Annotated in this window: 14 protein-coding genes; 6 read left to right on the top strand and 8 right to left on the bottom strand. The window is 73.5% G+C overall.

Going from position 1 to position 13,493, the window contains the following annotated elements; translation table 11 throughout:
- Positions 1–71: 71 nt before the first annotated feature.
- The 3 genes from ACFYR0_RS17265 to mshA are packed head-to-tail and all read right to left on the bottom strand — an operon-like array spanning position 72 to position 2,343.
- Complete coding sequence (locus ACFYR0_RS17265) at positions 72–443, bottom strand: hypothetical protein (RefSeq protein ID WP_389327967.1); 372 nt, start codon at positions 441–443, stop codon at positions 72–74.
- A 30-nt stretch (positions 444–473) separates the two neighbouring features.
- A complete protein-coding gene (locus ACFYR0_RS17260) occupies positions 474–1,010 on the bottom strand; it encodes a YbjN domain-containing protein (RefSeq protein ID WP_389327964.1) in 537 nt (178 codons plus the stop codon).
- Positions 1,003–2,343: a D-inositol-3-phosphate glycosyltransferase gene (mshA, locus tag ACFYR0_RS17255; protein ID WP_389327961.1), complete on the bottom strand. Its 1,341-nt coding sequence runs from the start codon at positions 2,341–2,343 to the stop codon at positions 1,003–1,005. The genes ACFYR0_RS17260 and mshA overlap by 8 nt, the downstream gene beginning before the upstream one ends.
- A 570-nt stretch (positions 2,344–2,913) precedes the next feature.
- Here mshA and ACFYR0_RS17250 point away from each other — a divergent pair.
- From ACFYR0_RS17250 to ACFYR0_RS17240, 3 genes are all read left to right on the top strand, one after another.
- A complete protein-coding gene (locus tag ACFYR0_RS17250) occupies positions 2,914–3,759 on the top strand; it encodes a class I SAM-dependent methyltransferase (protein WP_389327958.1) in 846 nt (281 codons plus the stop codon).
- Between the two features lie 256 nt (positions 3,760–4,015).
- Positions 4,016–5,104 carry an NlpC/P60 family protein gene (locus ACFYR0_RS17245; RefSeq protein ID WP_389327955.1) on the top strand — a complete coding sequence of 363 codons (1,089 nt, stop codon included), beginning with the start codon at positions 4,016–4,018 and terminating at the stop codon, positions 5,102–5,104.
- 334 nt (positions 5,105–5,438) lie between these two features.
- The gene (locus tag ACFYR0_RS17240; RefSeq protein WP_389327952.1) at positions 5,439–6,713 is read left to right on the top strand and encodes a PP2C family protein-serine/threonine phosphatase; all 1,275 of its coding nucleotides are present in this window, start codon (positions 5,439–5,441) and stop codon (positions 6,711–6,713) included.
- Positions 6,714–7,338: 625 nt separating this feature from the next.
- Here the strand turns inward: ACFYR0_RS17240 and ACFYR0_RS17235 are convergent.
- From ACFYR0_RS17235 to ACFYR0_RS17215, 5 genes are all read right to left on the bottom strand, one after another.
- Positions 7,339–7,671 (bottom strand): DUF2516 family protein, encoded by a 333-nt coding sequence (locus tag ACFYR0_RS17235; protein ID WP_389327949.1) that lies wholly within the window; start codon positions 7,669–7,671, stop codon positions 7,339–7,341.
- Between the two features lie 122 nt (positions 7,672–7,793).
- On the bottom strand, positions 7,794–8,456 hold the full coding sequence (locus ACFYR0_RS17230) for a hypothetical protein (protein ID WP_389327946.1): 663 nt from the start codon (positions 8,454–8,456) through the stop codon (positions 7,794–7,796).
- Between the two features lie 83 nt (positions 8,457–8,539).
- Positions 8,540–8,980: a helix-turn-helix domain-containing protein gene (locus ACFYR0_RS17225; RefSeq protein ID WP_389327943.1), complete on the bottom strand. Its 441-nt coding sequence runs from the start codon at positions 8,978–8,980 to the stop codon at positions 8,540–8,542.
- Between the two features lie 125 nt (positions 8,981–9,105).
- Positions 9,106–9,711, bottom strand: coding sequence for a DinB family protein (locus ACFYR0_RS17220; RefSeq protein ID WP_389327940.1), 606 nt, complete (start codon positions 9,709–9,711; stop codon positions 9,106–9,108).
- A gap of 92 nt (positions 9,712–9,803) precedes the next feature.
- Complete coding sequence (locus tag ACFYR0_RS17215) at positions 9,804–10,148, bottom strand: winged helix-turn-helix transcriptional regulator (protein ID WP_386377785.1); 345 nt, start codon at positions 10,146–10,148, stop codon at positions 9,804–9,806.
- A 70-nt stretch (positions 10,149–10,218) separates the two neighbouring features.
- Between ACFYR0_RS17215 and ACFYR0_RS17210 the strand changes: the two genes are divergently transcribed.
- The 3 genes from ACFYR0_RS17210 (at position 10,219) to ACFYR0_RS17200 (ending at position 13,492) form a co-directional block, all read left to right on the top strand.
- Positions 10,219–11,142: an NAD(P)-dependent oxidoreductase gene (locus ACFYR0_RS17210; RefSeq protein WP_389327938.1), complete on the top strand. Its 924-nt coding sequence runs from the start codon at positions 10,219–10,221 to the stop codon at positions 11,140–11,142.
- Positions 11,143–11,299: 157 nt separating this feature from the next.
- Positions 11,300–12,139 (top strand): nitroreductase/quinone reductase family protein, encoded by an 840-nt coding sequence (locus ACFYR0_RS17205; protein WP_389327935.1) that lies wholly within the window; start codon positions 11,300–11,302, stop codon positions 12,137–12,139.
- 390 nt (positions 12,140–12,529) lie between these two features.
- A complete protein-coding gene (locus ACFYR0_RS17200) occupies positions 12,530–13,492 on the top strand; it encodes a zinc-binding dehydrogenase (protein WP_389327933.1) in 963 nt (320 codons plus the stop codon).
- Position 13,493: the final 1 nt, after the last annotated feature.

The raw sequence follows: 13,493 nt of genomic DNA, 5'->3' as shown, positions 1-13,493 counted from the left end.
GGCCGCTCCGGGTGTGACGGTGTGCGGAGAAGGGCCCCCGCGTGGGGCCCTTCTCCGTGGGCGGGTACGGGTCAGAACGTGCCGTTCAGGCCGAACCGGTAAGGGTCGGAGACCTCGCCGGGGTCGAGGGTGCCGTCGCCGCGGCCCGGGCGGGTGATCTGGCAGCCGACGCCTCGGCAGGTCTCGCCGATGCAGCCGGAGGTGCCGGTGGTGACCAGGTCGGCGCGGGCGTCGTCGGTGAGGTCCCCGACGCCGACGGACTCGGAGACGACCTTCCGGCCGGTGGAACCGACGAGGGTGCGCGCGTCGAGCAGGCCGAGCGAGGCGAGCCCCGGCGTGGTGGCCAGCGCGGCCGGACGCCGAAGCGGGGATACGCGGATGTGTTCCCTCCCTGAGGCGGCGCGGAGAGACGCTCGACGCGCCGCGGGAGGGAGATGAGACACCGTGACCGCCCCTCGGAACGATCAACGGGTTTACGCGGGCGGATCCTGGGGTTCCGGGCGCTGGGCCCGGCGTTCCGGGCGCTGGGTGAGGTGGGCGAACGCGTCCAGGTTGCGGGTGGACTCGCCGCGGGAGACGCGCCACGCGTACTCACGCCGGATGGAGGTCGCGAAGCCGAGTTCGAGCAGGGTGTTGAAGCCGCCGTCGGCGGCCTCCAGGACCTGGCCGAGGAGACGGTCGATCTCCTCGGGGGTGACGGAGGCGAGGGCGGTCTTGCCGGTGACGTAGACGTCTCCGAGCGGGTCGACGGCGTAGGCGACGCCGTAGAGCTTGAGGTTGCGCTCCAGGAGCCAGCGGTGGACGCCCGCCTCGTTCTCGTCGGGGTGGCGGATGACGAAGGCGTTCAGGGACAGCGAGTGCCGGCCGACGATCAGGGAGACGGTCGTGGAGAGCTTGCGGGTGCCGGGGAGCTTGACGACGTAGTGGCCGGGGCGGGGGCTCTCCCACTCCACTTCCGCGTCCTTGAGGGCGTCCTCGACGGTCCGCGCTGCCTTCTCTGCGTCACCCATGGTGGGAGCGTACGCGACGGCGGTGGGCGTGCAGGGCGGCCGTGTAGACCTCGGCGGTGGCACCCGCCGAGGTGTCCCAGCCGAAGGAGCGGGCGTGCCGGGCGGCGGCCTGGCCCATGGACGCCGACAGATGCGGTGTGTCGGCGAAGTCGCGCAGCACGCGCGCGTAGGCGGCCGGGTCGTGGCCGCGCACCAGGAAGCCGGTCTCGCCGTCGCGCACCGCCACCGGCAGTCCGCCGACCGCGGCCGCGAGCACCGGCGTCCCGGCCGCCTGCGCCTCTATGGCGACCAGCCCGAAGGATTCGCTGTACGACGGCATGACCAGCACCGAGGCCGCGCGGAACCAGTCCGCCAGCTGGGCCTGGCCGACCGGCGGGCAGAACCGTACGACGTCCGCGATGCCGAGCCGGGCGGCGAGCTTCTGCAGGCCCTCGGGCTTGGCCAGTCCGCTGCCGCTCGGGCCGCCGACGACCGGGACGAGCAGCCGGGAGCGCAGCTCGGGGCGCTGGTCCAGCAGGACGGCGACGGCGCGCAGCAGCACGTCGGGGGCCTTCAGGGGCTGGATGCGGCCCGCGAAGAGGGGGATCAGGGCGTCCTGGGGCAGGTCCAGACGGGTCCGCGCGGCGGCCCGGCCGTCGGCGGGGCGGAAGCGTTCGAGGTTGACGCCGGGGTGGACGACGGCGACCTTCGCGGGGTCGGCGGCGTAGTGCCGGACGAGTTCGTCGGCCTCCTCGGCGGTGTTGGCGATGAGCCGGTCCGCCGCGGCGACGATCTGGGTCTCGCCGATGACGCGGGCGGCGGGCTCGGGGGTGTCGCCGTCGGCGAGGTTGGCGTTCTTGACCTTGGCCATGGTGTGCATGGCGTGCACCAGGGGCACGCCCCAGCGCTGGGCGGCGAGCCAGCCGACGTGGCCGGAGAGCCAGTAGTGCGAGTGGACGAGGTCGTAGTAGCCGGGCCGGTGGCCCGCCCAGGCCTGCATCACGCCGTGCGTGAAGGCGCACAGCTGGGCCGGGAGGTCCTCCTTGGCGAGGCCCTCGTAGGGTCCGGCGTCGACGTGCCGGACGGTGACGCCGGGGACGATCTCCACCGTGGGCGCGAGGGCCGCGGTGGTGGCCCGGGTGAAGATCTCGACCTCGATGTTGATGGCGGCGAGCCGCTGGGCGAGCTCGACGATGTAGACGTTCATGCCGCCCGCGTCGCCGGTGCCCGGCTGGTGCAGCGGGGAGGTGTGCACGGAGAGCATCGCCACGCGCCGGGGGCGGCGGTGTCCGAGCCTGAGCCGTGAGGGGGCCGCCGCCGAACGACGCCCGAGCCTGCCGACGTAGTGGCTCACGGGGCGGTCCTCCTTGCTGCGGGCATGCCGGACGGTGGGCTCGCGCCCTCCGAGGGGCGTCAACGACGGAGGGCCCGGATCCATTTCCGCGCCGACCGTCTTTGCCGAATCATTACGCACAATCGCTCAACCGTTCGATATCATGTCGCGTCGCGCGCCGGGGCCGCGTACCGCGCTGCCGCACCCTGGCCGCCGGGTACCCCTTCGGACGCCGGATCCTTCCCCCACCTCACCCTGGGGCCAGCCCGGCCGCCGGCCCCCTGCTGACGCCGAGCACACGCCCACCTCACCCCCGGGCACACCTCCGGACGCCGAGCACGCCCCGCCTCACCCCGGGGCACCCCTTCGGCGCCGGGTGCGCTCTCGCCTCGCCCCGGGGCACACCTCCGGGCGCCGGGTGCGCTCCCGCCACGCCCCAGGCAGCCCTCCGGACGCCGAGCACGCCCCGCCTCGCCCCGGGCCCCCTCCGGACGCCGAGCACGCCCCGCCTCACCCCGGGGCACCCCTTCGGCGCCGGGTGCGCTCTCGCCTCGCCCCGGGGCACGTCCGCGCCCGCATACCCTCGTATCCATGACTCCCCGTGCTCTCCTCCCCCACGCTCGGCCCCGCTCGAGCGGGGGGAACCCCGTCGTGGGCACGGTCACGCGTGGGACGACCAACCCCAACCGGCTACGCCGCATGGACCGCTGGATCGCCGCCACGCACGGCGCCGAACTGCGCCGGGCCGCCGACCCCGTGGCGGTCGACCTCGGCTACGGCGCCGCCCCCTGGACGGCCGTCGAACTGCTCGGCCGGCTGCGCACGGTCGCGCCACGCGCGCGCGTCGTCGGCGTCGAGATCGAACCCGCGCGCGTGACGGCCGCCCAGCCCTACGAACGCGAGGGACTGACCTTCCGGCACGGCGGGTTCGAGATCCCCGTCCCCCAGCGGCCACTGCTGATCCGCGCCGCCAACGTGCTGCGCCAGTACGACGAGGAGGCCGTGGAGGCGGCCTGGGAGCGGCTGTGCGCCCGCCTCGCCCCGGCGGCCGGGGCCTCGCGCGGCGGGCTGCTCGTGGAGGGGACCTGCGACGAGATCGGGCGCCGGCACGTATGGGTCGCCCTCGGCCCCGAGGGACCGCGCACGGTCACCTTCGCCACCCGGCTCGGCTCCCTGGAGCAGCCCTCGGACCTCGCCGAGCGGCTGCCGAAGGCCCTGATCCACCGCAATGTGCCCGGCGAGCCGGTGCACGCCTTCCTGCGCGACTTCGACCGCGCGTGGGCCGCCGCCGCGCCCTACGCCTCCTACGGCGCGCGCCAGCGCTGGCTGCGCACGGTGCGGGACCTCACGGCCGACTGGCCGGTGACGGACGGGCCCGCGCGCTGGCGGCAGGGCGAAGTGACGCTGAGCTGGGAGTCCTTGGCACCGCGCGGGTAAGGGCGCGACGGCAGACAGGTGAACTGTTCGGACGGGGGTCCCCCTCCCGGGTGACGCGCGGGAACGATGGCACGGAGTCGTTCGTCACATCGGCGGGGAGATCGCCATGACCGGGCGACTCCGGGGGATGGAAGCCCTCGTCCAGTGCGTCCGGGGACGTACGCCGTCGTACCGCCTCTGTCGTTCTGGGCGTCGGCGTGGCACGATCCCCCAGGCGCCGTAAGTTACTGACGGTTAATCAGTTGGGGGCAGAGGTATGGGAACGGGCAAGCGCGGGCTGATCACAGCGGCCGTGACCGTCGTGTGCGCGGTCACCGTGCTGGCGGCGCCCGGCACGGCGTTCGCCGCACCCGGCCCCACCCCGGCACCCGGACCGCCGGCCTCCGTCACCCGCGTGACTCCGGCCACCAACAAGGACCTTGAGGCCGTACGGCAGCGACTGGAGACGCTCTACCACGACGCGGCCGTCGCCACCGACCGGTACAACGCCGCCGAGGAGAAGGCCCGCAAGCAGTCCGCGGAACTGGTCTCGCTGGCCAAGAAGATCGTCGCGGGCCGGGAGAAGCTGGCGGACCTCAAGGACCGCGCGGGCCGCGGCGCCGCCGCCCAGTACCGCACCGGCGGGCTGCCGCCCGAGGCGCAGCTGGCCCTCAGCGACGACCCTGGCGACTTCCTCGACGGCCACGGCCGCATCCGCCAGGGCGAGCGCGCCACCAAGCACCTCCTGGGCGAAATGACGCGGACCCAGCAGGACTTGGAGCAGTACGCCAGGGACGCCTCCGCCCAGTGGTCCAAGCTGGAGGCCAACCGCCGGGCGAAGGCCACCGCCAAGAAGAAGATCAGGAAGCGGATCGCCGAGGCGGAGGAGCTCGAGTCACGGCTCGAGAAGGAGGAGAAGGAGCGCCTGGCCGCTCTGGAGCGGGCCGCCGCCCACAAGGCCCAGACCGACTGGCTCGGCACCGGCGTCCTGGACGGCAACACCGCGGGCGCCTCCGAACAGGGCGTGCGAGCGGTCGAGTTCGCCGTCGCACAACAGGGCAAGCCGTACGTCTGGGGCGCCGAGGGCCCCGACTCCTACGACTGCTCCGGCCTCACCTCGGAGGCCTGGGCGCAGGCCGGGCTCGTCATCCCCCGCACCTCGCAGGCCCAGTGGGACCAGCTGACCCGGGTCGCCGTCGAGGACATGCGACCCGGCGATCTCATCATCTACTACGACGATGCCAGCCATGTCGGCATGTACATCGGCGACGGACAGATCGTCCACGCCCCGCGCCCCGGCCGCGACGTGACGGTCACCGGCGCGGGCTCGATGCCGATACTCGGAGTGGTTCGCCCGGATGCGTAGCGGGTTGTACGGCTGCGCCGGGCGGGACTCGACCGGGCCGACAGCGCGTCGCGGCGGCCGTACGGGCGCGTGACGCACGCCTCGTGACGAGGACCACGTGACCTGGCGCACGCCAAGTCCGCCTCAAACCGGGCGAGGACGTGACGTTCGTCATCCCTCCGGGGCGGGTACCTCGCCCAACTGCGTTACGGAACGCGGCATATGACAGCGACCTGAGGGCGGACCGCGTGCCGTACACCATTCCGCTGCGACGGCGACACCCGCTAAGGTCCCGACGGTGGGTCGAGGTCCTTCGCCCCGCCATGCCCTCGGGGGGAGGGAAGGAACACTGGAAATGCCCGTACCCGTACCGCGGCAGAGAGCGATCCCGGCCGTGGAGAGTGGTCAGGCGCAGGCCGCGTCCACCGCCGGCCTCACCAAGGAGGACACCGCCGCCCCCCTCACGCTGTTGCTGATAGAGGACGATCCGGGCGGCTCGGTGATCGTGCCCGACCTGATCGACTCCTCCGGCCAGCCCATCCGCGTCCGCACGGCCCGCAATCTCACCGAGGCCGAGCGGCTGCTCACCGACGACGTCCACTGCATCCTGCTGGACCTGGCGCTGACGGCGCCCGGCCGCGCGGGCGAGGAGCCGGACGACGAGCTGGCCGTGCTCCGGCACGTTCTCCGGCTCGCGCCCCGGCACGCCGTGCTCGCGCTCACCGCGTCCGGCGACGCCGAGCGCGGCGCGCAGGCGGTGCGGGTCGGCGCCCAGGACTACCTCTTCCGCGACGAGCTGGACAGCCGGCTGCTGAGCCGGGCGATCCGCTACGCCGTGGAACGCAAGCGCTCCGACACCGCCGAGCGCAGGCTCGCCGAGGGCCGGATGCGGGCCCAGGAGAACCGGCGGCTGGAGCGCGGGCTGCTGCCCACGCCGCTGCTGGAGGGCTCCTCGCTGCGCTTCGCCGCGCGCTACCGGCCCGGCCGTTCGCGCGCCCTGCTGGGCGGCGACTTCTACGACGTCGTCCGCACCCCGGACGGCACGGTCCACGCCATGATCGGCGATGTCTGCGGGCACGGGCCCGACGAGGCGGCCCTCGGCGTGGAGCTGCGCATCGCCTGGCGCGCGCTGACGCTGGCCGGGCTGTGCGGGGACCAGCTGCTGAGCACGCTCCAGCAGGTGCTGGAGCACGAGCGGTCCGACGAGGAGATCTTCGCGACGCTGTGCACGGTGGACATCGCGCCGGACGGGCGCCGGGCCGGGCTGTGCCTGGCCGGGCACCCGGCCCCGCTGATCTCCCGGCCGGGCCGTACCGCCCGGCTGCTGCCGTACGAGAACAACGGCCCCGCCCTCGGGCTGCTGCCCGGTGCGCGGTGGCCGCGTATGCAGGTGGAGCTCGGGGCCGAGTGGAGCCTGATGCTCTACACCGACGGGCTGATCGAGGGCCGTGTCGGGCCGGGGCTGGAGCGGCTGGGGCAGGACGGGATGGTCGAGATGGTCCGGCGGCAGCTGGCGGAGGGGCTGCGCGGGGAGGAACTGCTGCGGGCGGCCGTGCACGAGGTGCGTGAGCTGAATGGCGGGGAGCTCACTGATGATGTGGCTGTTCTGCTGCTGGATCGCGTGCCGTAGCCTCCGGCGGTTTGGCGGGTGGGGGGTGGGGTGGTTCCTGTGCGTTGTTCGGGTGCGGGACGTCCGGGGCCGGGGTGGTCGCGCAGTTCCCCGCGCCCCTCTGGGGGATCGTCGCCGGGGGCGTCACGGAGTAGCTGGGCTCGCCGGGGTGTGATGCAGGGTGCGGGCCGTCCCGGGCCGGGGCGGTCGCGCAGTTCCCCGCGCCCCTCTGGGGGATCGTCGCCGGGGGCGTCACGGGACAGCTGGGCTCGCCGGGGTGTGATGCGGGGTGCGGGCCGTCTCGGGGTGGTCGCGCAGTTCCCCGCGCCCCTTTGGGGGATCGTGGCCCGGGGGCGTCACGGAGTAGCTGGGCTCGCCCAGGCGTGATGCAGGGTGCGGGCCGTCTCGGGGTGGTCGCGCAGTTCCCCGCGCCCCTCTGGGTGATCGTCGCCGGGGGCGTCACGGGACAGCTGGGCTCGCCGAGGTGTGGCCCGTGGTCGGCTGGGCGCGCAGTCCCCGCGCCCCCTTCAAAGGGGATCGTCGTCCGGGGGCGTCACGGGGGTGCTGGGCGTGCCGTTTCCCGCCCCTGGGGCGGTGCCGGCGAGGGCGGTCGATGGACCAGTCGGGGATCAGCGAGGGGCTGTGGTCAGCGGCCGCCGTTCCACGGGCCGTAGGGGCCGTCGCTGCTGCTGCCGCCTCGGCGGGGGCCGGAGATCTGGCGGACTGCCGGGCGGACGTCGACCATGTACACGATCGTGCCGATGAGACCGATGATCGGCAGGAACGACAGGATGCCGAAGATCAGGCTCACGACGAACGCCAGCCCGAGGATCACCAGCCAGAACGTCTTGGTCTGCTTGTCGGCGGCGCGGTAGGCGTCCTCGCGGCGCACCGCCGCGTCCACCAGCGCGAAGCCGCTGAACAGGGTGAAAGCCAGACTCAGCAGGGACATGAACCCCGCGAAACCCTGCATCAGCATGATGTCCACCCTCCGATTCGGCTCGTCCTCACGCGATCACCGTACCCGCAAGCGGGGCCCTGCTACCCGAACAACGGACCGGGCGCCCTGGAAGTGCCCGGTCCGCCGTCCGCGGCCGGCGCTCATTCGGCCGACGGGGTCGCCTTCTTCGCGGCGGTCTTGCGCGCGGGCGCCTTCTTCGCCGGAGCCTTCTTCGCCGGGGCGGCGGCCTCGGCCTCGGCGGGCTTCTGCGCGGCGGGCTCGTCCTTGACCGTGACCGGCTGGGGCTTGGGGGCGGGCTCGGGCTCGACCGCCACCGCGAGGTCCTCCAGCTCCTCGGCGGCCTCGCCGCGCCAGACCCTGACGGTCTGCTCGCCGTGCTCGGCGACCTTCTCGTAGGTCTCGCGGGCCCTGACCGCGTACTCGGCGGCCACGCCCACCCCGCGCAGCGCCAGGTCCTGGGCGGACTCGCCCAGCCGCTTCAGATCGGCGTCGATCGTGCTGCCGAGCTTCTTCAGGTCGCCGTCGAGGGCGCCGATGAACTCGTTGACCCGCGCCTGGATGGTCTCCTGCGCCTCACGGGCCTTGGCCTGGGCCTCCTTGGCGCGCGTGGCGGCGCGCTCCTGCACGGCCCGGGTGTCGGTGTTGCGCACCGCCTCGATCCGCGCGGGGGTCTCGGACCGCAGCTGCTCGACCAGGCCCGGCACCTTCTTCGCCTGCTGGAGGGCCAGATCGACGGTGCCGGCGGCGAAGTAGAGAGGGGTCGGGTCGCTGAAGGTCTTGCGCAGGTCGTCGGTGATGGCCATGGTGAGGGTCCTCCCGGATTCGCTTGCTGCTTTCGGCTGAGGGTCTGGTGGGTCCGCAGTCGGCGGCCGGTCCCCTGGTCCGGTCAACCGGCCGTCTGCTGCGGCTCCCCGCCGGCATCGTCCACGGCGTCGGCGGGCACATCGGTGTGCTCGCCGGTGTGCCGCTCGGTCGTCGAGGTGCCGTTCTCCTTGCGGAACGACTCGTAGATCTGGAGCAGCACCTGCTTCTGCCGCTCGTCGAGCGTGGGGTCGGCGAGGATGACGGCGCGCGTCTCCACCTCGTCCCGGTCGCGCTCGGCGTCCAGGATCCCGGCGCGGACGTACAGCGTCTCCGCGGAGATCCGCAGTGCCTTGGCGACCTGCTGGAGCACCTCCGCGCTCGGCTTGCGCAGCCCGCGCTCGATCTGGCTCAGATACGGGTTCGACACCCCGGCGGCCTCCGCGAGCTGCCTGAGCGACAGCTGCGCGCTGCGCCGCTGCTCCCGCAGGTAGTCACCGAGGTTGCCGACATTGAGCGATGCCATGGCTCCACTGTGCACCCAACCTGCTAACAATTGCAAGCACGCTGCTTGCAAGAGTTATCCGGCGGGGCGGCGGGTGGGGGCCGACGGGTGCCTCGCCCACCAGGGCACGGCTTCCGGCCCGCGCGCTACGGCCGGTACCGGTCCTCCGCCTCTCGCGCCGCCTTCTCCAGCCGCTCCCGGTACTCCTCCCACCAGCGCGGGTCGTCCGAGGGAACGCTGGTGTTCGTCTCGTTCATGCCGACCGCGCCGTCGATCAGCTCGCGCAGGATGTCGGCGTGCCCGGCGTGCCTCTGCGTGTCGGCGACGACCCGGGCCACGGCGTGGTGCAGCGTCACCTCGTCCCGGCCGTCCGGCCACCACGGCACGCGGCCCACGGTCTCCAGCGGCAGCGCGTCGATCGTCGCGTCCGCGTGCGCCCAGGCCCGGCGGTACAGGCCGACGACGTCCTCCCTCGACTCCTCCGGCGTGACCCACATGTCCGCGTTGGTCCCGGCATCCTCCGCCAGCCAGGGCAGGGCCTCGCCGGACGGGCGGCCGAACGTGTCGCCGAGGTAGCCGAGTTCCACCCCGGCCACGTGCTTGACCAGGCCCAGGATGTTCGTGCCGGTCGGCGTCATGGGGCGGCGGGCGTCGTACTCGGACAGGCCCTCCAGCTTCCACAGCAGCGCGTCGCGGGCGGACTGGAGATAGGAGCGGAGAGCGACCTTGGGGTCGGGATCAGCGGGATTCATGGGGCCAGTGTGTCCACAGGGGCGCCGCCGTACCCACTTTTTTGTGGGTACTTGGCAGCATCCGCCCGCCGCGCGAGGCTGGACGCAGGTGATCAGGAGGCCGTGGCCGCGAGTCGCTCCAGGCGGCGGTGGCCCCAGTCGGAGAGGGGGGCGAGGGCCTCGGAGAGTTCACGGCCGAAGGCGGTCAGCGAGTACACCGTCTTCAGCGGCAGGACGTCGTACACCTCACGGTGCACCAGACCGTCCTCCTCCATCTCGCGCAGGGCCTGAGTCAGCACCTTCTCGCTGAGGCCCGGAAGCCGCCGGCGCAGTTCGCCGGGGCGCTGCGGGCCGGATTCCAGCAGCCACAGCAGCGCGGTCTTCCACTTGCCGTCGATCACCGAGATCGCGGCGGTCACTCCGCAGACGTTCCTGTCGTGCGCACGGCCACGCGTCATCCTCGCCCCGTTTCCGATGAGTTGTTCATTCCTTTCGTCAATTCTGCCGTTTTCCTTGAGGAGTTGCATCATGTCCGAGTACGAGGACCGGTCTGCCGTCACCGTCATCGGTCTGGGCCCGATGGGCCGGGAGCTGGCCGGAGCCTTCCTGGACGCCGGGCTGCGTACGACCGTCTGGAACCGTACGCCCGGCAGGGACGCCGAGCTGGTCGCCCGCGGGGCGCGCTCGGCGGCTTCCGCGCGGGCGGCCGTGGAGGCGAGCGAGGTCGTCGTGGTGTGCCTGGTGAACTACGACGCGGTGGACGCGGTGCTGCGGTCCGAGGAGGTCGCCCCCGCGCTCAAGGGCCGCACGGTCGTCAACCTCAGCGCCGACACCGCCGCGCGGGCCCGGGACCTGGGCGCCTGGGCGGCGGACCGCGGGGCCGGTTACATCGACGGGGCGATCATGACCCCGGCGCCGAGCATCGGGACAGCCGACGCGGTGTTCCTGCACGCCGGCCCGGTCGCGCTGTACGAGTCCGTACGGGGCCTGCTGGGCGCGCTCGGCGGCACCCACACCCACGTCGGGGAGGAGATCGGCCGGGCCGCGGCGTACGACCTCGCGCTGCTGGACGTCTTCTGGACGGCGATGTCCGGGTACGCCCATGCCCTGGCGATGGCCGGTGTGGAGGGGATCTCCCCGCGGGAGCTGGCCCCCTTCGCGCAGGGCATCGCGGCCATCCTGCCGCCGCTGTTCGAGGAGATGGCCGGGGACGTGGAGGACGGCACGTACTCCGGCCGGATCAACCCGATCACCTCGGGGGTGTCCACGATGTCCCACATCGTGCACGCCTCGGAGGCGAACGGCATCGACGCCAGCGTGATGCGCGCGACGGAGGGTCTGGCACGCCGGGTCATCGGCCGCGGGCACGGCGAGGACGGCTTCCTCCGGGTGACCGAGCTGCTCCTCGCGACCGCCGGAAAAGGCCTTGCCGGTCCCGTCGGGCGCGGCTAGCGTCGCCGGTATGACTGCCGGGTCGGCCTTGTGCCGTGAGCGAGTTGGGTGCCCGGCCTCTGAGTGAGGCCACCCGGGCGGGCCAGGAGCCCGCCCGCTCCGTTTCTCATCAGGACGTTCCAGGACGAGACATGAGAGACGGAGAAGACGAAACCGCATGCCCAACGAGTTCAACGCGTTCAATCAGCGTGTCATCGAGGAGTTCCGGGCCAACCGGGGCCGGGTCGGAGGGCCCTTCGAGGGCGGACGGCTGCTGCTGCTGACCACGGAGGGCGCCCGCAGCGGGCGGCCGCACACCACGCCCGTCGGCTATCTCCCCGACGGGGCCGAGCGGGTGCTGGTGATCGCGTCGGCGGGTGGTTCGCCGAGGCATCCCGCCTGGTACCACAATCTGCTCGCGCATCCCGAAGTGACCGTGGAGAGCGGCGCTTTCACCTACCGGGCGCGGGCCGTGCCCCTCGTCGGCGAGGAGCGCGACCTCGCGTTCGCCCGGGCCGTGGAGTCCGATCCGGGCTGGGCGGAGTACCAGAGGAAGACCCGTCGGGTGATCCCCGTGGTCGCCCTGTACGAGATCGGGGGCGACGGGCCGCCGAACATCAACGCCGGGTCGCTCGCCGAGGCGATCAAGGTCGTCCATGACGCCTTCCGCCGTGAACTCGGTCTGCTGAGGCAGGAGATGGCCCGGCAGGGGCCCCTGCTCGGCGCCCAGCTCCGGGTCAACTGCCTGACCTTCTGCCACGGGCTGCACAACCACCACACGGGCGAGGACCTGGGCCTCTTCCCGATGGTCGCGGCCCGCAGCCCCGAGGCGGAGGGGGCGCTGGTCCGGCTCAAGGAGGAGCACGAGTCGATCGCCCGGCTGATCGAGGAGCTGCGGGCCGCCGTCGACACCGGCGACACGGACTCCGCCCGCGCGGAGGTGGACCGGCTGACGGCCGAGCTGGAGGCTCATCTCACGTACGAGGAGGAGCAGTTGATCCCGCTGCTGGGCCCCTGAGGCCCGATCGGCGAACCCTCCTCCTCCGCGCACCCGGCAGGCGCAGACCGACCCGTCGGGCAGTGCTGTCGGCCGTCCGGCGGGCCGTCGACCGGTGGGCCGTCGACCGGCGCGTCGCCGATACCCGTTCCCCGGCCCGCCGGCCGTCCGGCGGGCCGGGGAACGGCTGCGGCCGTGCGCGCCGGGGACCGCCCTGCAGGGACCGGAAGCGGTACTGGCCGCGCGCTCCGGGAACGCAGGGACCGGAAGCGGTCCCTGACACCGCTGGCAACGGCCGCACGCTCCGAGAACGCCCTGCCCGGCCGCCGCATCCCGGACCCGGCCTTGACCTCAACCCCGCTCGAGGTCGAAGACTGCGGGCACGGCAGTCGATCACCCCTGGGGGAAGCCATGCGAGCGGTGCACGTGACGGAGTTCGGCGGTCCGGAGGTCCTGCTCCCGGTGCGGGCGCAGGACCCGGTGCCCGGGCCCGGCGAGGTGCTGATCGAGGTCGCCTACGCCGACACGATCTTCCTGGAGACCCAGCTGCGGTCCGGCTGGGGCCTGGACTACTTCCCCGTCCGGCCGCCGTACGTCCCCGGGGGCGGGGTCGCCGGGGTGGTGCGGGCGCTGGGCGCCGGCGTCGAGGAGGTGTGGCTGGGGCGGCGGGTCACCGCGTTCGTCACGGGCAGCTACGCGGAACTGGCGGTGGCGGCGGCCGACGCGCTGACCGTCGTACCGGAGGATCTCGACCTGCTTCCGGCCGCCGCGCTCGTCCACGACGGCGTCACCGCGGGCGGCCTCGCCGAGCGGGTCGGGCTGGGGCCCGGGGACCGGGTGCTGATCCTCGGCGCGTCCGGCGGCATGGGCACGCTGCTCGTCCAGCTGGCCCGTGCCCGGGGCGCCCATGTCGTGGCGCTCGCCCGCGGGGAGGCCAAGGCGGCGCTGGTACGGGAGCTGGGCGCGCACACGGTGGTGGACCCGGGCGCGCCCGACTGGCCCGGCCGGGCCCGCGAAGCCCTCGGCGGTGCGGCGGACGTCGTCCTCGACGGCGTCGGCGGCGGCCTCGGCCTCACCGCCTTCGCCCTCACCGCCGACGGCGGCCGCTTCTCGGCCCACGGCGCGCCCTCGGGCGCCTTCGCCCCCGTCGACCCCGAAGAGGCCGAGCGTCGCGGTATCACCCTCTTCGGCATCCAGGACGTCCAGTTCTCCCCCACCGACCTGCGCCGCCTCACCACCCTCGCCTTCACGGAGGCGGTCGCCCGCCGCCTGCGCCCGGTGATCGGCGAGGTCTTCCCCCTGGCCCACGCCGACCGCGCCCACGCGGCGATCGAGGGGCGGGAGGTGGTGGGGAAGGTGGTGCTGGAGGTCTGAG

It is taken from the genome of Streptomyces sp. NPDC005017 (assembly GCF_042873115.1).
In the GTDB taxonomy this organism is placed as follows: Bacteria; Actinomycetota; Actinomycetes; order Streptomycetales; family Streptomycetaceae; genus Streptomyces.
This window is presented reverse-complemented; position numbering and strand designations above follow the sequence as displayed.

Excerpts from the sequence above, each read along its gene's own strand:
- ACFYR0_RS17260 (WP_389327964.1), bottom strand. The coding sequence starts at position 1,010 with ATGGGTGACGCAGAGAAGGCAGCGCGGACCGTCGAGGACGCCCTCAAG.
- ACFYR0_RS17250 (WP_389327958.1), top strand. The coding sequence starts at position 2,914 with ATGACTCCCCGTGCTCTCCTCCCCCACGCTCGGCCCCGCTCGAGCGGG.
- ACFYR0_RS17245 (WP_389327955.1), top strand. The coding sequence starts at position 4,016 with ATGGGAACGGGCAAGCGCGGGCTGATCACAGCGGCCGTGACCGTCGTG.
- ACFYR0_RS17240 (WP_389327952.1), top strand. The coding sequence starts at position 5,439 with ATGCCCGTACCCGTACCGCGGCAGAGAGCGATCCCGGCCGTGGAGAGT.
- ACFYR0_RS17235 (WP_389327949.1), bottom strand. The coding sequence starts at position 7,671 with ATGCTGATGCAGGGTTTCGCGGGGTTCATGTCCCTGCTGAGTCTGGCT.
- ACFYR0_RS17230 (WP_389327946.1), bottom strand. The coding sequence starts at position 8,456 with ATGGCCATCACCGACGACCTGCGCAAGACCTTCAGCGACCCGACCCCT.
- ACFYR0_RS17225 (WP_389327943.1), bottom strand. The coding sequence starts at position 8,980 with ATGGCATCGCTCAATGTCGGCAACCTCGGTGACTACCTGCGGGAGCAG.
- ACFYR0_RS17220 (WP_389327940.1), bottom strand. The coding sequence starts at position 9,711 with ATGAATCCCGCTGATCCCGACCCCAAGGTCGCTCTCCGCTCCTATCTC.
- ACFYR0_RS17215 (WP_386377785.1), bottom strand. The coding sequence starts at position 10,148 with ATGACGCGTGGCCGTGCGCACGACAGGAACGTCTGCGGAGTGACCGCC.
- ACFYR0_RS17210 (WP_389327938.1), top strand. The coding sequence starts at position 10,219 with ATGTCCGAGTACGAGGACCGGTCTGCCGTCACCGTCATCGGTCTGGGC.
- ACFYR0_RS17205 (WP_389327935.1), top strand. The coding sequence starts at position 11,300 with ATGCCCAACGAGTTCAACGCGTTCAATCAGCGTGTCATCGAGGAGTTC.
- ACFYR0_RS17200 (WP_389327933.1), top strand. The coding sequence starts at position 12,530 with ATGCGAGCGGTGCACGTGACGGAGTTCGGCGGTCCGGAGGTCCTGCTC.